The 19,124-nt window shown below is 70.6% G+C and carries 23 protein-coding genes; 12 read left to right on the top strand and 11 right to left on the bottom strand.

Annotated features, from left to right (window positions below; translation table 11 throughout):
• Window positions 1-9 precede the first annotated feature (9 nt).
• Genes VKN16_08210 through VKN16_08200 form a run of 3 tightly spaced genes read left to right on the top strand, consistent with a single transcriptional unit; the run spans window position 10 to window position 2,277 of the window.
• Window positions 10-960 (top strand): ABC transporter permease, encoded by a 951-nt coding sequence (locus tag VKN16_08210; GenBank protein ID HME94182.1) that lies wholly within the window; start codon window positions 10-12, stop codon window positions 958-960.
• Entirely contained in the window at window positions 953-1,789 is an 837-nt protein-coding gene (locus VKN16_08205; protein HME94181.1) for an ABC transporter permease, read from the top strand. Before VKN16_08210 ends, VKN16_08205 begins: the two co-directional genes overlap by 8 nt.
• Window positions 1,790-1,791: 2 nt before the next feature.
• The gene (locus VKN16_08200; protein HME94180.1) at window positions 1,792-2,277 is read left to right on the top strand and encodes a pyridoxamine 5'-phosphate oxidase family protein; all 486 of its coding nucleotides are present in this window, start codon (window positions 1,792-1,794) and stop codon (window positions 2,275-2,277) included.
• Between the two features lie 7 nt (window positions 2,278-2,284).
• Here VKN16_08200 and VKN16_08195 read toward each other — a convergent pair whose 3' ends face one another.
• Window positions 2,285-2,689, bottom strand: coding sequence for a nuclear transport factor 2 family protein (locus VKN16_08195; GenBank protein ID HME94179.1), 405 nt, complete (start codon window positions 2,687-2,689; stop codon window positions 2,285-2,287).
• Here VKN16_08195 and VKN16_08190 point away from each other — a divergent pair.
• Window positions 2,655-3,479 (top strand): fatty acid desaturase, encoded by an 825-nt coding sequence (locus VKN16_08190; protein ID HME94178.1) that lies wholly within the window; start codon window positions 2,655-2,657, stop codon window positions 3,477-3,479. The genes VKN16_08195 and VKN16_08190 overlap by 35 nt on opposite strands.
• Here the strand turns inward: VKN16_08190 and VKN16_08185 are convergent.
• The gene (locus tag VKN16_08185; protein HME94177.1) at window positions 3,446-4,351 is read right to left on the bottom strand and encodes a polysaccharide deacetylase family protein; all 906 of its coding nucleotides are present in this window, start codon (window positions 4,349-4,351) and stop codon (window positions 3,446-3,448) included. The two genes, VKN16_08190 and VKN16_08185, sit on opposite strands and share 34 nt — an antisense overlap.
• Window positions 4,352-4,434: 83 nt before the next feature.
• Between VKN16_08185 and VKN16_08180 the strand changes: the two genes are divergently transcribed.
• Window positions 4,435-4,812, top strand: a complete 378-nt coding sequence (locus VKN16_08180; protein HME94176.1) for a phage holin family protein — start codon at window positions 4,435-4,437, stop codon at window positions 4,810-4,812.
• A gap of 4 nt (window positions 4,813-4,816) precedes the next feature.
• Here VKN16_08180 and VKN16_08175 read toward each other — a convergent pair whose 3' ends face one another.
• Together VKN16_08175 and VKN16_08170 are read right to left on the bottom strand one after the other, a co-directional pair.
• Complete coding sequence (locus VKN16_08175) at window positions 4,817-5,518, bottom strand: ABC transporter substrate-binding protein (protein HME94175.1); 702 nt, start codon at window positions 5,516-5,518, stop codon at window positions 4,817-4,819.
• A gap of 189 nt (window positions 5,519-5,707) precedes the next feature.
• Window positions 5,708-6,352, bottom strand: a complete 645-nt coding sequence (locus VKN16_08170; protein ID HME94174.1) for a pyridoxamine 5'-phosphate oxidase family protein — start codon at window positions 6,350-6,352, stop codon at window positions 5,708-5,710.
• A gap of 111 nt (window positions 6,353-6,463) precedes the next feature.
• Here VKN16_08170 and VKN16_08165 point away from each other — a divergent pair, with 111 nt between their 5' ends.
• The 4 genes from VKN16_08165 (at window position 6,464) to VKN16_08150 (ending at window position 10,809) form a co-directional block, all read left to right on the top strand.
• Complete coding sequence (locus VKN16_08165) at window positions 6,464-8,506, top strand: SpoIIE family protein phosphatase (protein ID HME94173.1); 2,043 nt, start codon at window positions 6,464-6,466, stop codon at window positions 8,504-8,506.
• Between the two features lie 158 nt (window positions 8,507-8,664).
• Complete coding sequence (locus tag VKN16_08160) at window positions 8,665-8,799, top strand: hypothetical protein (GenBank protein HME94172.1); 135 nt, start codon at window positions 8,665-8,667, stop codon at window positions 8,797-8,799.
• A gap of 92 nt (window positions 8,800-8,891) precedes the next feature.
• Window positions 8,892-9,677: an alpha/beta hydrolase gene (locus VKN16_08155; GenBank protein HME94171.1), complete on the top strand. Its 786-nt coding sequence runs from the start codon at window positions 8,892-8,894 to the stop codon at window positions 9,675-9,677.
• Between the two features lies 1 nt (window position 9,678).
• On the top strand, window positions 9,679-10,809 hold the full coding sequence (locus tag VKN16_08150) for an LLM class flavin-dependent oxidoreductase (GenBank protein ID HME94170.1): 1,131 nt from the start codon (window positions 9,679-9,681) through the stop codon (window positions 10,807-10,809).
• 21 nt (window positions 10,810-10,830) lie between these two features.
• Here VKN16_08150 and VKN16_08145 read toward each other — a convergent pair whose 3' ends face one another.
• Together VKN16_08145 and VKN16_08140 are read right to left on the bottom strand one after the other, a co-directional pair.
• A complete protein-coding gene (locus tag VKN16_08145; GenBank protein ID HME94169.1) occupies window positions 10,831-11,244 on the bottom strand; it encodes a hypothetical protein in 414 nt (137 codons plus the stop codon).
• 64 nt (window positions 11,245-11,308) lie between these two features.
• Window positions 11,309-12,151: a TauD/TfdA family dioxygenase gene (locus VKN16_08140; GenBank protein ID HME94168.1), complete on the bottom strand. Its 843-nt coding sequence runs from the start codon at window positions 12,149-12,151 to the stop codon at window positions 11,309-11,311.
• 142 nt (window positions 12,152-12,293) lie between these two features.
• Here VKN16_08140 and VKN16_08135 point away from each other — a divergent pair, with 142 nt between their 5' ends.
• Genes VKN16_08135 through VKN16_08125 form a run of 3 tightly spaced genes read left to right on the top strand, consistent with a single transcriptional unit; the run spans window position 12,294 to window position 14,213 of the window.
• Window positions 12,294-13,556 carry an MFS transporter gene (locus VKN16_08135; GenBank protein ID HME94167.1) on the top strand — a complete coding sequence of 421 codons (1,263 nt, stop codon included), beginning with the start codon at window positions 12,294-12,296 and terminating at the stop codon, window positions 13,554-13,556.
• Window positions 13,553-13,780 carry a hypothetical protein gene (locus tag VKN16_08130; protein HME94166.1) on the top strand — a complete coding sequence of 76 codons (228 nt, stop codon included), beginning with the start codon at window positions 13,553-13,555 and terminating at the stop codon, window positions 13,778-13,780. The genes VKN16_08135 and VKN16_08130 overlap by 4 nt, the downstream gene beginning before the upstream one ends.
• Before the next feature lie 46 nt (window positions 13,781-13,826).
• Window positions 13,827-14,213, top strand: coding sequence for a hypothetical protein (locus tag VKN16_08125; protein ID HME94165.1), 387 nt, complete (start codon window positions 13,827-13,829; stop codon window positions 14,211-14,213).
• Between the two features lie 10 nt (window positions 14,214-14,223).
• On the opposite strand, the gene VKN16_08120 is transcribed toward VKN16_08125, so the two are convergent.
• The 5 genes from VKN16_08120 to VKN16_08100 form a co-directional block, all read right to left on the bottom strand.
• On the bottom strand, window positions 14,224-15,678 hold the full coding sequence (locus VKN16_08120) for a M48 family metalloprotease (protein HME94164.1): 1,455 nt from the start codon (window positions 15,676-15,678) through the stop codon (window positions 14,224-14,226).
• 420 nt (window positions 15,679-16,098) lie between these two features.
• On the bottom strand, window positions 16,099-16,476 hold the full coding sequence (locus VKN16_08115; GenBank protein ID HME94163.1) for a hypothetical protein: 378 nt from the start codon (window positions 16,474-16,476) through the stop codon (window positions 16,099-16,101).
• On the bottom strand, window positions 16,477-16,992 hold the full coding sequence (locus VKN16_08110; protein HME94162.1) for a polymer-forming cytoskeletal protein: 516 nt from the start codon (window positions 16,990-16,992) through the stop codon (window positions 16,477-16,479).
• 361 nt (window positions 16,993-17,353) lie between these two features.
• Window positions 17,354-17,605: a hypothetical protein gene (locus VKN16_08105; GenBank protein ID HME94161.1), complete on the bottom strand. Its 252-nt coding sequence runs from the start codon at window positions 17,603-17,605 to the stop codon at window positions 17,354-17,356.
• Window positions 17,606-17,626: 21 nt separating this feature from the next.
• Window positions 17,627-19,012 carry a hypothetical protein gene (locus VKN16_08100; GenBank protein ID HME94160.1) on the bottom strand — a complete coding sequence of 462 codons (1,386 nt, stop codon included), beginning with the start codon at window positions 19,010-19,012 and terminating at the stop codon, window positions 17,627-17,629.
• Between the last annotated feature and the right edge of the window lie 112 nt (window positions 19,013-19,124).

Here is a 19,124-nt window from a genome sequence, read left to right as displayed (position 1 = left end):
ACCCGGCGCGTGCGCGCCTACCTGCTGCAGCGGCTCGCGGCGATGGGGCTCACCCTCTTCGGGGTGAGCCTGCTCGTCTTCGGCATGGTACGTCTCATTCCGGGCACCGTCGTCGAGCAGCTGCTCGGCCAGGCCGCGATGTCGTCGCCCGAGGTGGTCGCGAGCTTCCGCCGCTTCTTCGGCCTCGACCAGCCCGTCCACCTGCAATACCTGGCCTGGCTCGGCGGCCTGCTTCGCGGCGACCTCGGCGTCTCGTGGCTCTCCGGACGTCCGGTGCTCGGACTGTTCCTCGAGCGGGTGCCCGTCTCGGCGGAGCTGGCCGTCCTCGCGGTGAGCTGGTCGCTGCTGCTGGGCATTCCGCTCGGCACCGCCTCGGCGGTGTGGGGCGGCGGCGTGCGCGACGGCGCCATCCGCGTCGCGGCCACGCTGGGCCTCTCCCTGCCCGCGTTCTGGCAGGGCGCGGTGCTGATCCTGCTCTTCTCGCTCTGCCTGGGCTGGATGCCGTCGCTTGCGTGGGTGCCGTTCACCCGTAGCCCGGCGGAGAATCTGGCCATCATGGCGCTGCCGGTGCTGACGCTGGGCACCGCCACCGCGGCCATGATCACCCGGATGGCGCGCTCCTCCATGCTCGACGTGCTCGGGCGCGAGTACGTGCGCACCGCGCGGGCCAAGGGCGTGTCGGAGCCGCGCGTGACCTTCCACCACGCCCTGCGCAACGCGCTGATCCCGGTCGTCACGGTGGCCGGCGTCCAGCTGGGCTACATCGTGGGCGGCATCGTGGTGGTCGAGGACGTCTTCACGCTGCCCGGCGTGGGCCGGCTGCTGCTGGATGCGATCTTCCAGCGTGACTACCCGGTGGTCCAGGGCGTGATCTTGATCCTGGCCGCGGTGTTCATGACCTTGAACCTGGCGGTGGACCTGCTCTACGCGTGCATCGACCCGAGGCTCAGGCGTGGCTGAGGGGCGGCCGCTCCGCTGGCTGACACGCCGGCCGCTGATCGCCGCGGCGGGCCTGACCATCCTGGGCCTCGTGCTCGTGGGCGCGCTGGCCCACGCGGTCGCGCCGTACTCGCCGACCGCGGTGGACGCGACGCGCATCTTCAGTCGCCCGGACGGCAGTCACCTGTTCGGCACCGACCGCTTCGGCCGCGACCTGCTCTCCCGCATCCTGTTCGGGATCCGCGTGTCGCTGGGCATCGCGGGGGCCGCCATCGCGGCCGCCCTGCTGGCCGGCGGCACCCTCGGCATGCTCGCAGGACTCGGCCGGGCCACCGACCAGGCGCTCGGCCGCCTGATGGACGTGTTCTTCGCCTTCCCGCCCATCCTGCTGGCCATCGCGATCGCGGCGGTGCTGGGGGCCGGGCCCGGCACCGCGATGGTGGCGATCGCGGTGGTCTACGCCCCGCTGTTCTTTCGAGTCGTCCGCGGCAGCGTGCTGGCCGAGTCGGCCCAGACCTACGTCGAGGCCGCCGAGGCGCTGGGGCTGGGTCGCCTGGCGATTCTGTTCCGCCATATCCTGCCGAACGTGATCTCGCCGGTCGTGATCCAGACCGCGGTGTGCCTGTCCTACGCGATCCTGATCGAATCGGCGCTCTCCTACCTGGGCGTCGGCGTGCAGCCGCCCACGCCGTCCTGGGGCGCGATCCTGAACGAGGGCAAGGAGTTCCTGCTGCTGGCCCCGTGGGTCTCGCTCTTCCCCGGGGCGTTCATCATGCTCGCGGTGCTGGCGCTGAACGTGCTGGGCGACGGCCTCCGCGACGCGCTCGATCCCCGAGCCGAGGTGAGGTGACCATGACCTACGAGCCGAGCGATAAGATCGGAGCCCTCACCGAGGACGAGCTGGCCGTCTTCCTGGCCGAGCCGTGGAACGGCCGCATCGCCACCGTCACCGCCGAGGGCTGGCCCTACGTGGCGCCGGTCTGGTACGAGTTCGAGCGCGATCGGCGCGCCTTCCTGGTGGTCGGGCGCGAGCGCGCGCAGTGGATCGCCCACATCCGGGTGAACCCGCGAGTGGCCTTCCACGTCGCCGACGATGGGCACGCGCACCACACGCGCGTGCAGGTGCAGGCGCACGCGCGGATCCTCGAGGGCCCGATCGCGCCGCCCGCCAGCCCGGCGCTGCTCGACCTGACCCACCGCCTCTCGCGCCGGTACCTGGGGCCCGATGGCCCGCGGTACGCCGAGCACACCATCCAGCGGCCGCGGGTGCTGGTGCGGCTCGAGCCCGTCCGCTGGACGACGTGGACGGGGCGGGAATGGCACCCGCGCTATCGGTGAGCGGCCGCTACAGCCGGCCGCCCGCCTCGACGAGCTTCCAGTACGTGTCCTTGTTGAGGATCTTGTCGCCGCGGAACTCGTAGATGTCGCTGCCCTGATAGTTCAGCTTCTCGCCGTCCGCGCCGGTGCCGGTCACCATCCAGACCGAGACGGCCCGGTTGCCGGTCACGAAGTGGTCGACGTGGTCCCAGCGCATGTCGCTGATGACCTTGAAGCGGTCGGCGAGCACGCGGCCGATGGCGGCCTTGCCGTGGACCCGGCGGCCGCAGGGCTCGGGTCCGCGCGCCATCAGGAAGGTCGCGTCATCGGCGAAGAAAGCCAGGATGCGGTCGACGTCGCGGCTGTTGAAGGCGGCATTGATCTCCATGAGCAGCGCGATGCTGGGGCCGGAGGCGGTCGTGGTGGTGGTCATGGGCGACACTCTGCGCGAGGGGCGTGCGGAGGTCAAGCCGGCCGTGAGGCCGCATCGTCTGGTCCTATTCCGGCGCGCTTCCGCGCGGCGGGGCGGGCTGCTCGTCGCGCACGCGTGGCTCACCATCGCGGTCGCCGCGGCGCTGTACGTGGCGCGGCCATCGGCGCTCACGCTGGCGCTGGCCATCGTGATCATCGGGGCCTGGCAGCTCGGATTGCTGGGGCTCATGCACGAGCCGGCCCACTGGCTGCTCTTTCCCCAGGCGCGCCTGAACACCTGGGTGGGCACGTGGCTCTGCGCGGCCCCGCTGGGGGCGGATCTGCGCCAGTACCGGCGCTGCCATCACCTGCACCATCGCCACACGCAGCCGCCGGAGGACCCCGACCTGATGCTCTCGGCGCGCTGGCCGCTCGCGCGCCCTCGCCTCGCGCTGGCCCTGCTCGGGGACCTCTGCGGCTTCACGGCGCTGACCCGGATCGCCTCCTGGCGTCGGCCCGACGGCCTCGCCGTGACCTGGCGCCGCCTTGGCGCGCCGTTGGTCGCCCACGCGGTACTCTTCGGGATCTGCGCGGCGATGGGCGGCTGGATGCTCTATCTGGTCCTGTGGGTGCTGCCGCGGGCGACCTGGCACCAGGTGGTCACGCGCATCCGTGACATCGCCGAGCTGATCGTGTTCGTGCCCTGCTGGAAGCTGCCCCGGGTTCACGCCCTCCTGCTCGCCCGGGATCTCGGCGGACGGATGGAGCGCGCCTCGAGCTACGCCGAGGTGCTCGCCCGCGCCGGAGGCTGATGCTCGAGCCACCACCGGGCGATGTCCACCCGGCGGGCGAGCCACACGTCGGAGAACTGCGTGACGTAGTCCAGGAAGCCCGCGAACGCGCGGGAGCGGGCGGGCGTTCCCGCGATGCGGCAGTGCAGTCCGATGGACATCATGCGGGGCACCCGCGCCGCTTCGGCGTAGAGACAGTCGAACGCCGATCGCATGTACTCTCCGAAGTCGCCGACGCTGACCAGCCCGCCCCGCCAGAAGCGCGCATCGTTGATCTCGAAGGTGTACGGCACCACCAGCCACGGCCGTCGCTTCACCGTCACGTAGTACGGCAGATCGTCGTTCAGTCCGAGGCTGTCGTAGAGGAAGCCGCCCTCCTCGACCAGAAGCTCGCGGGTGTTCGGGCTGCACGCGTAGCGGGTGAACCAGCCGAGCGGGCGCTGGCCGGTGGTGCGGGCCAGCGAGTCCACGGTGCGCCGGATGTTCTCGCGCTCCTCGTCGCGGCTCGCCGAATGGAAGTCTTCCCAGCCGTAGCCGTGGCCGCAGATCTCGTGGCCGGCCTCCACGAGGGCGCGGGCCACCTCCGGGTTGCGCTCGAGCGCCCGGGCGCACGCCCACCACGAGGCGGGCACGCCGTGGGCGCGGCAGAGATCGAGGATGCGCCACACCCCGACCCGGCTGCCGTACTCGAAGAAGGACTCGTTGAAGAGGTCGCGCCGGTCGAGCGGCACCGGCGAGGGCACCTCGCCCATCGTCTCGCGTCGCGGTCCGTCGAGCAGCGAGTACTCGCCGCCCTCCTCGTACGCCACCGACACCTGCACCGCGAGGCGCGCCCCGTTGGGCCACGGCACCACCGGCGGCGTTCGTCCGTATCCGATGAAGTCGCGTTCCATGCGGGGGACGCTACCACACTTCCGCGGGCCGGAGACCATTGCGTGCCGGTGCGGAAGCGACTAGGGTCTAGGCGGAGGTGGCCATGTTCCTACTGATACGGCTGATCATCAACGCGGTGGCCCTGCTGGTGGCCGCGTGGCTGGTGCCGGGAATCTATCTGAGCGTGGCGAGAGGCGCGACGAAGCCGGACGACTGGCTCACCCTCGGCATCGTCGCGCTGATCTTCGGAGTGGTCAACGTGATCATCCGGCCGATCGTGCTGCTGTTCACCCTGCCGCTGACGATCCTGACCCTGGGCCTCTTCACGTTCGTGGTCAACGCGCTGATGCTCATCCTGACCAGCTGGATCGCGCAGGGGATGGGGCTGGGCTTCCGGGTGGACGGCTTCGTGCCGGCACTGCTGGGGTCGCTCATCATCTCGGTGGTCAGCTTCGTGCTCAACCGCGTGGTGCGGCGCTGATCGTTCAGCGCCCTTCGATCTGCACGCCCTTCGGGAGCAGGAGTGAGGGCGCCGCCTCGGTGGCCGACGCGGGCTGGGGCCGCGTCGCCTCGGTGGCCCGGGCGCGCATCCGCTCGACGAGCTCACGGTAGGAGGACACGCGGATGACGTGCTCGAACTGGGCCCGATAGCTGCCGACCAGGCTGAGTCCGTCGATCGTCACGTCGCGCACCATCCACCGCCGGTCCCGCACGACCATGTCGTGATCGAGCCGGATCAGCCGACCGCCCCGACCGAGGATCGCGGTCTGGACGACCGCGCCGTCGCGCTGCACCGACTCGCCGAGGTACTGCACGGTGACGCCGGCGCCGTTCGGGTCGATCTCCGCCACCGAGGCGATCCAGTAGACGAACCCGCGCTGCACGAAGTCCGCGAAGACCCGCGTGAACTCGCTCTGCTCGGCGAGGCTCCTCGCCTGCCACTGCCGGCCCAGGGAGCGCTCGGCGGCCCCCCGGAAGTCGAAGACGCGGCTGAAGAGGTTGCGGATCGCCGCGAGCCGCTCGTGTGGCCGATCGTCGGTGGCCGGGTTCTTCAGGATCTTGTTGGCTTCGGCGAAGACGGTGCGCAGGAGGTCCGTCGGACCGCTCGCTTCGCTCGGGCTCGCGGTGAGCAGAGCGAGCAGCGCGGCGACCAGCGCGAGGCCCAGACGACCCGGCAACGCTTTCATGGTGAGTCTGGAGAGCTACTGCATCGGCTGTGCCACGGGCTTGCCGCCGCCGGCAGGCGGAAGGCTCGGCTCGAAGCGTGAAATCGCGGCGGGCCGCGCGCGAGGCCGTGTGCAAATGCAACACCGCGCGTGTACGCATTGACAGCGGCGCGCGACGGGTCGGCGCGAGATGTGCAGATCTGTGCAGGCTCAGTAGAGGTTCTTGCGATAGCCCTCCTGCAGACGCTGATCGAGCTCTTCGACCGTCATCGTGAGCCGGGCGTGATCGCGGAACATCTGGGCCGGCGAGGCCATGCCCGAACGATCGGGCCAGCGCGCGGGCTCCCAGAGCCCGGACCGCTTCACGCACTTCGCGCAGTGGAGGAACGCCTCCTCGACCTCGACCGCGATGGCCAGCTGCGGGGTCTTGCCCTGCGCGACCAGGCGGGCCAGCCACTCCGGATCGCGCACGATCCGGGCTCGTCCGTTGATCCGCAGGGTCTCCTCGCTCCCCGGTACCAGGAAGAGGAGGCCGATTCCCGGGTTGTCGAGCAGGTTGCGCATGCCGTCGAAGCGCTTGTTGCCCGGGCGATCGGGGATCAGCAGGTGCTGGTCGTTCGCGACCAGGACGAAGCCGGGCGCGTCGCCCTTCGGGCTGACGTCGCAGCGGCCGGCGCGATCCGACGTGGCGATCAGGACGAAGGGCGAGCGCGCGATGAAGGCGCGGCAGTGCTCGTCGATCCGGCCGATGTCCTTGCGCAGGGCCACCTCCGAGGGCTCGCCCATGAGCGCGCGCAGCTCGTCGACCGACCCCACCACGTCCGTGAACTCCAGTCCGCCGCGGTCTCCGCTCATGTCTGGTGCCTCCGTGAGAGTGTCGTGCACCCGTCGTGTCCGATCGTAGCGTTCCACGGCGCTCGTTGACAACCGGGGATGCGGTAGGCAGGATCGCCCGCGAGGAACCGCGTGTTCACCCGGCGCCGTCGCTCCCTGTCCATCTATCAGAGCCTGCTCGCCAACCTCGCCGTGACGATCGTGCTGCTGGGCGGCGCGATCATGGCGCTGACCTTCATGGGCTCGAAGGCCACCGTGGAGCGGCTGTCCCGCTCCATCCTGCGCGAGACGATCGGCCAGGTCCACGTCGAGCTGCGGCGCTTCTTCGAGCCGGTGATCAGCCAGCTCGGAGTGATTCGCGCCTGGGAGGAGTCGGGCCTCCTGCAGCCGGACGACGCGGCCGCGATGAACCGCCTGCTGACCCCGCTCCTGCGCAGCAATCCGCAGATCTCGGCGGTCATGGTGTCCGACGAGCGGGGCCGCCAGCACATCCTGTTCCACGTCGGCGAGACCTGGCAGAGCCGCCAGACGCGCCGCGACGTCTGGGGAGGCCGGGTGGCCTGGCTCAAATGGTCGGACGCGCACCCGGAGCCCGTGGCCTCGTGGGAAGACGACGACTACGATCCCCGGCAGCGGCCCTGGTACGAGGGGGCGGTCCGGGCGCGGGACGCGCGGCCGGATCAGGCCGTCACGGCCGACGGGGTGTTCTGGACGGACCCGTACATGTTCTACACGCTCAAGATGCCGGGGGTGACGGCGGCCCTCGCGTTCACGGGTCGCGATGGGCTGGTGCGGGTGATCGCGATCGACCTGCTGCTAACCGATATCTCGAAGTTCACCACGGCCCTGCGCGTCGGAGAGCTCGGCGCGGTCATGGTGCTGAGTGATCAGGGGCGCGTGATCGGCTTGCCGAGACATTCGCGCTCGCTGGCGCCCGAGCGGCAGCTGGGGATGCTGCTGAAGAGTCCCGACGATCTGGGCATCCGCGTGGTCAGCGACGCCACCCGCGCCCTGACGTCGCGATCGCCCGGAGCCGCGGGGCCCATGCCGTTGGTGAGCGAGGGCGACGCCTGGTGGGCGCAGATGAGCCCCTTCCAGCTGGGCCCGACCCGGCAGCTCACGATCGAGGTGATGGTGCCGGAGTCCGACCTGCTGGGAAGCCTGGGCTATCTCCGCCTGGGTATCCTGCTGGTGATGCTCGCCGGGCTCGTGCTCGCCATCGGCCGCACGGTGAGGCTCGCGCGGCTCTACAGCCGGCCGATCGAGGCGCTGGTACGCGAGAGCGACCGGATCAGCCGGGGCGACCTCGAGCCCGGCCCGGCGGTGGTCTCCTCGATCCGCGAGGTCCATCGGCTGGCCGAGACGCACGGCCGCATGCGTGCCTCGCTGCAGACGCTGCTCAAGCTCGAGGGGGATCTGCGGGCCGCGCGGCGGATCCAGCAGGACACCTTGCCCGAGCGCATTCCGGTGGTGCCGGGCTTCGACATCGATGGCTGGAGCGAGCCCGCCGAGGAGACCGGCGGCGACACCTACGACGTCATTGGCTACCACCGCGCGCCCGGCTCCCGCGACCTTCGCCTGTCGGCCAGCGAGGCCGGGCGGGCGGTGCTGCTGCTGGCCGATGCGAGCGGCCACGGGATCGGGCCGGCGCTGTCCGTCACCCAGGTGCGCTCCATGCTGCGGATGGCGATCCGGGTGGGCGAGGATCTGCCCGCCTTCATCCGCCACCTGAACGCGCAGCTCTGCGCCGACCTGACCGACGGCCGCTTCGTCAGCGCGTGGATCGGCGAGCTGGACGCGCAGGAGCGGACCCTGACCGGATTCAGCTGCGGTCAGGGTCCCCTGCTCTACTACCGGGCCGCCGAGGATTCCTGCGTCGTGCTGGAGACGGATACCGTCCCGCTCGGATGCATGGACGACCTCGAGGTGACCTTGCGGGCGCCGCTGCGCATGGAGCCGGGCGACGTGTTCGCCGTGCTGTCCGACGGCGTGGTGGACGCGGCCGACGCGCAGGGCGAGCGCTTCGGCACCGGCCGTGTGATCGACGTGCTGACGCGCCATCGCAAGAGCCGGGCCGCCGAGATGATGTCGGCGCTCCGGCACGCGCTGGCGCGCTTCACCCACGGGGTGCCGGCCGACGACGATCGCACCGCGGTCATCATCAAGCGGGATTGATCCGGGGTGGAGCGCTGAGCGACGGCCGACGGGGAGGCTGGCGCCCGGCCGTCCTCGCGCTGCTCCTGGCCGGATGCGCGTCGGCCGCGCCGCCGAGCCGGCTGGCGGAGGCGCCGGCGGGATTGCTGAGGCCGACGGCCTGCGAGAAGAGCGCCTTGATGAAGGGGCAGCTGCGGGACCTCTCGGACCCCGCGGTCGTCGCCGCGGACATGATGCTCGGGATCCTCGCGCCCGAGTCGTGTCCGGAAGCATCGGGTCGCTTGGACGGCGGCCTCGACGCGCGCGCGCGGTAGGGCGCCGCCGCGGTCAACTTCGAGCGCCCCGGCGGACCGCCGACTGGTATCGTCTACCCTCGGTCCATCCTGCGGAGAGGAGCCGTCGCCCGGTGCCGCCTCGCGAAGAGCTGATCGCCGTCGGAGCCACGAAGGTGCACGTCGTGATCGGAGGCCAGGGCGATCCCCTGGTGGTGCTGCACGGCGCCGGGGGCAACCGGGGTTGGCGTCGCTGGATGGCCGCGGTGGGCGGGCGGTACACGGTCTACGCGCCGACCCATCCCGGCTTCGGCCGCTCCGACGCGGCGGACTGGATGGAGAGCATCGACGATCTGGCCCGCTTCTACCTCTGGTTTCTCGACGTGATGGGCCTCTCGCGGGTGCACCTGCTCGGCCACTCGATCGGCGGCTGGATCGCCGCCGAGCTGGCCACGATGTGCCCGGGCGCGATCGACCGTCTCGTGCTGGTGAGCCCGACCGGCCTCAAGCCCGATGAGGGCGAGATCCGCGACATCTTCTTCCACTCGCCCGAGGAGCTGCTCGGCTACAGCATCCACGACGCATCCACCGTGCCGGAGTGGGCCGACCTGTTCGGGGCCGGACCCGGTCCCGCGGAGATGGAGATCGCGCTGCGCAACCGGGAGATGACGGCCCGTCTCGCCTGGAAGCCCTACATGTTCGATCCGCGGCTGCCCCACTTCCTGCCGCGCGTGACGAACCCGACCCTGATCGTCTGGGGGCGCGAGGACGGGATCGTGCCGGTGATCTGCGGCGAGCAGTACCGGCGCCGGCTGCCCAACGCGACGCTGCGCGTGCTCGAGCGCTGCGGCCACCTGCCCCCGATCGAGCAGCCCGACGTCTTCGCGGGGCTGGTGCTGGACTTCCTCGGGAGGGCGTGACGTGAAGCTCTACTACTTCAGCGAGATGCCCCACCACGAGTATCCCGACGCGGAGGGCGACAAGTACCCCTCGCTGCGCCTGACGTTTCCCAACACGTTCTTCTCGCCGGAGATCGCCCGGCGCAACTACCAGCGCTATCTCGACGAGTACGACTTCGCCGACCAGGCCGGCTTCGCCGGGCTGATGATCAACGAGCACCACTCGACGCCGTCCTGCGTGAACGTGTCGGCCAACATGACCGCCGGCATCCTGGCCCGCACCACGAAGCGCGCGAAGCTGCTGATCCTCGGCAACATCCTGCCGATCCAGGACAACCCGGTGCAGATGGCCGAGCAGATCGCGATGGCCGACCTGATCTCGGGCGGCCGGGTCCTGAGCGGCTTCGTGCGCGGCGTCGGCGTCGAGAGCTGGTGGGCCAACAGCAACCCGGTGCACAACCGCGAGCGGTTCGAGGAATGTCACGACCTGATCCTCAAGTGCTGGACGACGCCGGGACCATTCCGCTGGGAGGGCCGGCACTACCATTTCCGCCACGTGAATCCGTGGTGCCTTCCCCTCCAGAAGCCACACCCGCCGATCTGGGTGCCGGGCACCGCGAGCCCGGAGACCGCGGTGTGGGCGGGGCGCATGGGCTACACCTACGTGCCGTTCCTGGTCTCGTTCGAGGTGGCGCGCGAGCTGTTCGACTTCTACCGGCAGGGCGCGGCGGAGGCGGGCCGGACGGTGACGCCGGACAAGCTCGGGTTCCTGATCTGCGCGGTCACCGCCGATACGAAAGCCCGCGCGCTCGACGCCGGCCGCCACTTCGTGTGGCGGATGGGACCGACCCTGCGCGGTCCCGTCGACTACTTCTCGCCGGTGGGCATGCGCTCGCGGGCGGCCAGCCAGTTCGCGCTTCGGGCGCGCTCGGTGTCGCTCTCGAAGATGAGTTACGAGGAGCTGGTCGACAACTACTACATCGTGGCGGGAACGCCCGACGAGGTGGCGGAGCGCTTCGCCCGCGTGCAGAAGGAGCTGGGCATCGGTCATCTGCTCCTCGAGGCGCAGGAGTCACGCATGGATCACCCGACGACCATGCGGTCGATCGAGCTGATGGGCAAGAGCGTGATCCCGGCCCTCGCCTCGGCGTGATCGGTCGCCCCTGTTCGATCGCTACCCGTTCGGTCTCGCGCTCTTGCCGGTCTGCAGGTACGAGGCGGCGGCCTGCTGGAACTGTTGGCGAACCGCCTCGGCGTCGCCCGCCGTCCCGCGCACCGCGGCCAGATCGCCGGCCCGCAGTCGGACCGACGCGTCCACCACGCCCGTCGCGCCCGCGGTGGTGTGCTCGCCGCAGGCGTAGTAGAAGCTGTTCAGCGAGACCTCGGCTTCGGCGTCCGCCCAGGCGATCTCGGGCAGGACGCTGGGCGCCCCGGCCCACTCGCGGGCCAGCCGGTCCAGCCGCTGCGTCGACAGCACGACGTTCAGCACCTTCTCCTTGAGGTTGCAGGACGGCGTGCGCGTGACGCCGAATCCGCAGCCGGCGATGGTGACCGTCACCACGACGAGGCCGAGAAGGATCTTTCGCATGTCCAACCCCCTTGAGCGGAAGATTGGCCGCGAGTCTAGCAGGCCGGTCGCGCCGACGCCTCCATCACACCGGCTTGTCGCCCGCGATCTGCACGCGCCGCATGATCCGACGGAAGCGGCCCGCGTCGTGAACGGCGAGGTGCTTGACGCAGCGGTTGTCCCAGAACGCGACGGAGCCGGCGGCCCAGCGGAACCGGCAGGTGAACTCGGGCCGGTGCCCGTGGTCGAGCAGGTAGCCGAGCAGCGGGGCGCTCTCGGCCTCGGTCATGCCGTCGAACCGGATGGTGTACGAGTGGTTGACGAACAGCAGCCTGCGTCCGGTCTCGGGATGCGTGCGCACGACCGGGTGCACGCTGACCGTTTCCTGCCAGGCCGCGTCCTCGCGCACCTTCGTGGCCCGGTAGGCGTTGAGCCCGGCCTGCGGACCGGCCACCTTGCGATCGCTGTGGACGGCCCGCAGGCCCTCCAGCAGCCGCTTCATCCCGTCGGAGAGGCTCTCGTAGGCGAGGTACTGGTTGGCGAAGAGCGTGTCGCCGCCGTAGGGGGGCACCTCGATCGCGTAGAGAATTGCGCCCATCGGCGGCTCCGGCATCATCGTGGTGTCGGTGTGCCACTCCTCGCCGACGATGCGGAGGTCGCCGGGCTCGCGGCGGATGTCCACGATCTCCGGATCGGGCCCGGTGCCCTTGTAGTTGGGATGGATGAAGATCTCGCCGAAGCGGCGCGCGAGCGCCTTGTGCCGGTCGGCGTCGAAGCGCTGATCGCGGAAGAAGACGACGCAATGGTCGAGGAGCGCCCGCCGGATGGCGGCGACCGTGGCGTCGTCGAGGTCGGCGTTCAGGTCGGGGCCGTGAATCTCGGCGCCCAGAGCGCCGGTGAGAGGCTGCACCTCGATCGACGTTGCCATGTCTCTCCTCCGCGCGACGGGCGCGACGCCCGTTCCGGCGCGCCCGATAGTATACCGTGTCCGGACCAGCCGCATCCGTCGCCGCGCGATGTCGAATTGGATGGGTACAAACGTTCGACGATCGCCGATACTGGACGCGCTCATGTCCACCCGCGCCGTCGACGTCCGAAACGCCAACGCCGAGATCACGGTTGGAGTGCCGGAGTCCACGTATGCGTGGGTTCGGCTCGGCGCCGCCCTCGTGCTGTCGGCGATCGGCGGGGTGGGCATGTGGTCGGTGATCGTGGCCCTCCCGGCGGTCCAGGTCGAGTTCGGCGTGGCGCGCTCCGCCGCGTCCCTGCCCTACACCATGACGATGATCTGCTTCGGATTCGGCGGCATCGTGATGGGCCGCCTCTCGGACCGCATCGGCATCATGCTACCCGTCGTGGGCGGCGCCATCGCGCTCGGGCTCGGCTACGTGGCGGCGAGCCAGGCCACGAGCCTCTGGCAGTTCATCCTGACCCAGGGCCTGCTGGTGGGCGTCGCGAGCTCGGCCACCTTCGCGCCGATCATCGCGGACACCTCGCTGTGGTTCAGCCGCCATCGCGGCATGGCGGTCGCGATCATCGCCAGCGGCAGCTACGTGGCCGGAACGGTGTGGCCGCCGGTGGTGCAGCACTTCATCCAGACGGTGGGCTGGCGCCACACCTACGTCGGCATCGCGGTGTTCTGCGTGGCCACCATGCTGCCGCTCGCCGCCGTGCTGCGCCGCCGGTCACCGCTCGGCGAGACCGCTGTCGCGTCGGCGCACGCGATCCGGCGGCCGGCGCAGCCGCTGGGGATGTCGCCGGCCGCGCTCCAGGTCGTGCTCATCGTCGCCGGGCTCAGCTGCTGCGTGGCGATGTCGATGCCGCAGGTCCACATCGTCGCGTATTCCGCCGATCTCGGTCACGGCGCGGCCCGCGGGGCCCAGATGCTCTCGCTGATGCTGGGGTTCGGGGTGGTGAGCCGCCTCGCGTCGGGCTGGATCTGCGACCGCATCGGCGGGCGGCGGACGCTCCTGCTGGGCTCGAGCCTGCAGATGCTCGCCCTCGTGCTCTTCCTGCCCTTCCACGGGCTGGCTTCGCTCTACACGCTCTCCGCCCTGTTCGGGCTCTTCCAGGGTGGCATCGTCCCCGCCTACGCCGTCATCATCCGGGAGTTCTATCCCCCGCAGGAGGCCGGGATGCGCGTGGCCACCGTGCTGATGGCCACCGTGTTCGGCATGGCCCTCGGCGGCTGGATGTCCGGGGTGATCTACGACCTGACCGGCTCCTATCAGATCGCGTTCATCAACGGTATCCTCTGGAACCTGCTCAACGTCGCCATCGCGGTCGGCCTGCTGCGCCGGCCGGCGCGACCGGTCCAGCAGGCCTGGTCGTGACGGGGCGGCTGCTCGCCGTGATGGTCCTCGCGGTCGCGATGACGGGCTGCGCCACGAAGGAGCCGGTGATGATGTACAACCCCGAGAGCCACGAGATCGCCCGATGCGTGGGGGCCCGTCGCAGCTTCATGGCCGGCGACGGTTATCGCGCGCAGGACGACTGCATCGCGGACTACGAGAAGCAGGGGTTCCAGCGGATGTCCACACCGGCGGCCACCAGGTGACAACGGCGGCGTGCCCACACCCCAATCGACTGGCGAGGTGCTGACCGTGGCGAAGACCGGAGGCCCGTGGCTGGTCGTGCTCGCCCTGCTGCTGCCCGGATGCGCCGTCGCCGGCCCGACCATGGCCGAGCTCCAGGATCGGCCCATCGACCGTACCTGGAGGTCGTCGGCCAATCCCGGAGCGGTGACCCAGTGCGTTCAGGACCAGATCGACCAGGAGTCGGGCTACTTCAACAGCCTGGCGTATCTGCCGACGCAGATGGAGGAGCGGGATGGCGGATGGCGGCTGGTCGCCCGCGCCCAGGCCCAGTACCCCGCCTTCATCGTCGGAGCGCGCCCCGCCGCCGGAGGATCGCAAGTGGAGCTGCGCGCCTGGGGCTCCTGGCCCGATCGCATTGCCCCGGTCATCGACCGCTGCGTGAAGTCGCCGTAGCGCCCGCGCCTCAGGGGCCCGCGGCACGGACGTAGCGCTGGGCGACCGGCACCTTCACCGGCCAGCCGGGGTCGAGCCGCGCATTCACCGTGGTGCCGTTGGCCATCGCGATCCGGGCCGCGTTCCAGGTGCTTCCGCCACGAGCGAGCACCTGCTCGATGGTCTCGCCCGCCCGCGCCTCGCGGACCCGCAGACGGCTCTCGACGATGCGCTCGCGATCCGCGGGGCGGAGCGGGCGGAAGCTCCGCGTCGTCCGTTCGATCGCGGGTTCGTAGCGCTCCCACCGACGGACTGCAGTGAGACCCGTCACCCGCATCACGTGCTTTCGGTGGGCGATCCAGGTGAGCAGCACGCGGTTGCCGTCGCGCGTGTCTGCGCGGAGCTGCGCGGCGGGGAGCCCGGCGATCTGCGTGCGCTGGAGCTGCTTGAGCTGCGCCTCCTTGAGGCCGTCGGTCCGCGCTCCCGCCACCGGATCGTCGCCGTCGGCGACCAGGCTCAGCAGCACCACGGCGTCTCCGTCCGGCGTCGCGACCGCGCCGGCGACTTCGGGCGTGTTCACGGTCTTCCACTGCGCGGGCATCTCGATCGCGGCGTCCAGGCCCGGATGCACGAAGAGCGACCCCAGGAAGACGCCGTCATCGGGATTCTCACCGACCACCAGTCCCTCGAGCCGACCGAGGAACGCGCCGCGATGGAGGGCGATGGGCGCGGCCGACGTCACCGGAAGCCGCGCGGCCGCCTGGAGGCGCTCGACCCGCTCATGGCTCGACGGATGGTCGGAGAAGAAGCGCGACCGGTTCGGATCGGCGCCGGCCAGCACCTCTTCGGCCTCGAGCGTCCGGAGCACGCGGCCGAGCCCGCCCGGGTTCCAGCCGGCGCGCGCGGCCAGCTCGACGCCGCGGTCGTCGGCCTCGCGCTCCTGCTCGCGGCTGTACGACGCCAGGGCCACGCCGGATGCGAGCCGGCCGGTGCCGCCGACGATGCCGCCGAGAGTCGGGCTCACCGTGCCGAGGATCGCCGCCGGCACGCCGAAGAGCACGGCGAAGGGTGTGGCGGCACCGACCCGTTGCGCGGCGTGGCGCTCCAGCACGTGTGCCATCTCGTGGCCGATGACCCCGGCCAGCTCGTCCTCGCCGTTGAGCAGGGCCAGCAGGCCCCGCGTCACGTACACCCAGCCGCCCGGGAGCGCGAAGGCGTTCGTATCGTCCTCGTCGGCGATGTTGAACTGCCAGGCGATGTCGGGTCGCTGCGCGGCCTGGGCCAGCCGACCGCCGACCTGACGGACGTAGCCCACGAGTCGAGGCTCGCGCACGAGCCCCACGCTCTTCTCGATCTCGTCGGCCTGCTCGCCCCCCAGCTTGCGCTCTTCGCCGGGGGAGATCGTCGCGCAGCCGGCGGCCAGCATCGCCAGCGCGGCGACACCACCGCCGGCCCACTCCCGTCGCGTCCACTCGCGCGTGATCAAGGTCGCCGAGCCCGGGACCGCCCAGCGCTATGTGCGGGGCCGAGACGGCCACCGCCCCGGCCCAGGCCCTGTCTCCGGAGACTGTGGTCCTGGTGTCGGTTGAGGCTCCGAGTCGACGCCTTCGTCCATGAGCGTCCACGCGATGGCTCGTCCCCTGGTCGTCCGTCGCGTCGTTCCGAACCAGACGCGTCCGTGGTCATCCAACCCGACCAGGTGCCAACCGTCGCCCTGCGTGACGACTTGGATCTGCTTGAGGCCATCCATCGGTTACCTCCGCGCTGAGGTGGGACTGGGGTGGGAGCATAGCGCAGCAAGGGCGACTCGCGCGTTCCATCTGCCCGAGGAACAGGACCATGACCGCGCGGTCACACCGGCGCGACCTTGACAATGCCGCGGCCGGTGGCTTCGCGAGCGGCCGCGTCAGGGATGCCGGGCGTTCGCGGGCGCGGGGGGCGAGGCGGAGGGCTCCGGCGCGGGCATCTCGATGCGGAGCGTGATATGCCGGGCTTGACCGGGCTGGAGCGACCCGACGTTCACCACGCGGCGGGCGATGAGCTCGCCCCGGTCCTCTCGCACCTCGATGATCACGGAATATTCGGAGGGGGCGGCGTCGGCGGAGTGCCGGATAGTGCCCTCGACGTTGAGCGGGCACAGGGTGGACCGGACGACCGGACGGGAGCTGGTGACGGCGTCGAAGCGCAGATGGCGCCGGCAGGCCGGGCACGTGACCGCGCTGCGCAGGATACGCTCTCCGCAGTGTGGGCACTTCCACGACTCGCCCACCATGGTGAAGGCCACTCAGCGGGACGAGAGTTGAGAGCCGTTCTCCAGTGGCCCGGCCTCGCCTTCACCCTCCTTCCACCCGAACTCCATCTTGCCCCGCATCTTGGATCCGGCGGAGACCACCACGCTGCTCGCCTTCACGTCTCCGATCAGCGTGCCGGAGTCCTTGAACTCCACCCGAGACGCCGCGACAATCTGGCCGCGGACATCCCCGGCGACCAGGACCGAATCGGCCGTGATCTCGCCCTCGACAAAGGCGCCGGGCTCGATGGTCAACTCGCCATTCACCTTGACCGCGCCCTTGAACCGACCGACCACACGGAAGTTGCCGGTGCCCTCGATCTTTCCTTCGATCGTGAGGCCGGCGGCCAGAATGGATTCGCCATTGTTCACGTTGCTGTTGGGCATCTGAGGGCCCTCCTCTGGCCGGGGATCGGGAACCAGCAGCGGCGGGCGTGAGACGGGCGGATCGAGCGCCGGCTCGGCCTTCGCTGAAGGTTCATCCTTCCGGGCTTGACCGAACTTGAGCATGTCACAGGCCTCCACGGCTCGGGATCCGATACAGCCGAGCCCACCTACTACACGCGAGGCCGGGCACCCCTGTCAAGACGCGCCTGGCAGTTGGCCGCACTCGCTCGGGTTCTTCGTCGCCGGCCCCAGAACCGGGTCTCATGCGAGTCGCCAGTCGCGCTCCTGCGGGGCGCGGGAATGGTGTCCCCGGGGTGACGACAGCCCTCTCGGGCAAGTGCGGGCGCGAGCAGTCGCATGAGACAACACGGTTGGTCCGCGCGTCTCGTGACCGGTGTGTCCCACGGTCTGCCCGGCCCACCCGATGTTTGTCTCCGCCTTTGCCGGGTGGCATCGGGCGTCCGCGCGGTGGGATCCAGGGGCGCTAGTCGGCCTTGATGTTCGCGCCTGCCGGCTTGAGCAGCTCGTAGACGAGCCGGTAGGCCCCGGCGCCCACGAGAACGATGATGACGATTCCTACCCACTGCGGTGCGTAGCGGATCGTGATCCAGAAGCCGATGGCCGCCGCCACAAGGCCCGCAACGAGGGCGCCAATGCGGGCCCGTCGCACCTGGCGTGCATAGGCCGCGAGCTGTTCCACCGTGACCGTCTTCGGGTCGAACGCTTCGTCCGCCATGTCGGTCGCTCCTCCTCGTCGTCAGCGCAGCACGAACTCGCCACCTAGGGTTCCGCGGGAATGAGTGCACGCCACCTTATACGATCCGGCCCTCCACCGGTAGTCGGGTCCGCCGAACGGCATGACCCAGGACGTCTGGCGCCGGCCGTGGGATCGGGCGACCTGATCGGGCACCTCGATCCGTCGCCGGCTAACGGTTCCAGGCCCGGCGTCGGCGTCGCCAGTGAGGCGGCACGAGATCTCGACCGGGCCAGGCCTCGTCCGCGGGGCATGGGAGACCGTGATGAGCGCGTGCACGTAGCGCGTGGCGGCCGCCGGCCCGGGGAACGCCGGGGTGAGCAAGTTGTAGAGCCCGTACGGATCCGGCGCGTTCTCCGCCGAGACGAAGAAGGCGATCCGTGGGCTGTCGTAGGGCGGAGTCGCCTCGTGCGGCGCGGGAGTCCGGGGTGGAAACGAGAAGCGCGTTGCGAGCGCCACGAGCAGGATGGCCGCGTACAGGAGGCCGAGCCGAGCCCGATGGCTGATGCGCGGCGCGGGCGCCGCGGGCAGCTGGGAGACTCGATCCAGGTCACGAGGCGTGGCGACCCAGAGTCCAAAGCACCAGCAGGCGGTGATGAACGGGTAGACGAGCACGGCCTTCGCGGGGGTCGCGTTGAGTGTTCGCTGCGCCAGCGAGGAGTCCACCAAGAGCCCGAGCGCGACGCCCGCTTCCAGGAGAGCACCCGCGGCGAGGGCAGCCAGGAGCAGCCGCGACAGCAAGGCGGGCGGCCAGGGCCGGAAGAGCACGCGCACCCCCAGGCGGGCGATGACGCTCCAGAGCACGGTGCGGAAGACGGTCGCGTAGAACACCTGGTCGATGGCCGTGGGGTCGACGCGCTCCGCGTCGTGGAAGATGCGGTATGCGAGGATCGCGACCGCAATCAGGCTGAATCCGAGCACCCCCAGTACCGCATACCACTCGGCGCGCTCGGAGGCCTCGCCGTAGGGCGCCGCGGGTGCGCGCAGCCAGGCGTAGGTGACGAGGCCCAGGATCAGGCAGGTCCCTCCCCACTCGCCAAAGGAGTCGAGCGACTCCAGGATGCCGTCGCGGTAGGCATCCGCGAGCACCGCGGCCGCGACCGCTCCGATGGCCTGCACGAGGGTCCTGAACAACCGGACTCGAGCGCGGGACACCGCGGGCACCCGCCCCGCCTGCAGGTGGTGCAGTAGCGGCTCGAACAAGAACCACCCGAGGAGCCCAGCGAAGGCCACCTCGGCGGCCCAGACCAGCCAGCTCTCCTCCGACGTACCCCGGGCGAGGCAGAGGGCGCCCCAGACCGGCGAGCCGGCGGCCGCGCAGAGCGCAGCGATCGTCGCAGTACGCCAGTATCGAGGGGGACGGGGCCGGGAGGCCACGGGCTCGGTCACGTTGGCCGCGGGCACCTGAGCGTAGGCAACATGAGCACGCTGCGGCGGCGCTCGCCTTATGTCAAGAGGTGCGCGTCACTGGCGGCCGCGTGCGCTTCCGCGGGCGGCGTGG

The sequence above is a fragment of the Candidatus Methylomirabilota bacterium genome (assembly GCA_035315345.1).
Taxonomy (GTDB): domain Bacteria; phylum Methylomirabilota; class Methylomirabilia; order Rokubacteriales; family CSP1-6; genus CAMLFJ01.
The sequence above is the reverse complement of the archived record's forward strand: the minus strand, read 5'-3'. Positions and strand labels throughout refer to the sequence as shown.

What these genes read in the sequence shown, in the direction of transcription:
- VKN16_08200 (HME94180.1), top strand. Translation starts at nt 1,792, where the DNA reads ATGACCTACGAGCCGAGCGATAAGATCGGAGCCCTCACCGAGGACGAG.
- VKN16_08190 (HME94178.1), top strand. Translation starts at nt 2,655, where the DNA reads ATGCTGGGGCCGGAGGCGGTCGTGGTGGTGGTCATGGGCGACACTCTG.
- VKN16_08195 (HME94179.1), bottom strand. Translation starts at nt 2,689, where the DNA reads ATGACCACCACCACGACCGCCTCCGGCCCCAGCATCGCGCTGCTCATG.
- VKN16_08185 (HME94177.1), bottom strand. Translation starts at nt 4,351, where the DNA reads ATGGAACGCGACTTCATCGGATACGGACGAACGCCGCCGGTGGTGCCG.
- VKN16_08180 (HME94176.1), top strand. Translation starts at nt 4,435, where the DNA reads ATGTTCCTACTGATACGGCTGATCATCAACGCGGTGGCCCTGCTGGTG.
- VKN16_08175 (HME94175.1), bottom strand. Translation starts at nt 5,518, where the DNA reads ATGAAAGCGTTGCCGGGTCGTCTGGGCCTCGCGCTGGTCGCCGCGCTG.
- VKN16_08170 (HME94174.1), bottom strand. Translation starts at nt 6,352, where the DNA reads ATGAGCGGAGACCGCGGCGGACTGGAGTTCACGGACGTGGTGGGGTCG.
- VKN16_08160 (HME94172.1), top strand. Translation starts at nt 8,665, where the DNA reads ATGAAGGGGCAGCTGCGGGACCTCTCGGACCCCGCGGTCGTCGCCGCG.
- VKN16_08145 (HME94169.1), bottom strand. Translation starts at nt 11,244, where the DNA reads ATGCGAAAGATCCTTCTCGGCCTCGTCGTGGTGACGGTCACCATCGCC.
- VKN16_08140 (HME94168.1), bottom strand. Translation starts at nt 12,151, where the DNA reads ATGGCAACGTCGATCGAGGTGCAGCCTCTCACCGGCGCTCTGGGCGCC.
- VKN16_08135 (HME94167.1), top strand. Translation starts at nt 12,294, where the DNA reads ATGTCCACCCGCGCCGTCGACGTCCGAAACGCCAACGCCGAGATCACG.
- VKN16_08110 (HME94162.1), bottom strand. Translation starts at nt 16,992, where the DNA reads ATGCTCAAGTTCGGTCAAGCCCGGAAGGATGAACCTTCAGCGAAGGCC.
- VKN16_08105 (HME94161.1), bottom strand. Translation starts at nt 17,605, where the DNA reads ATGGCGGACGAAGCGTTCGACCCGAAGACGGTCACGGTGGAACAGCTC.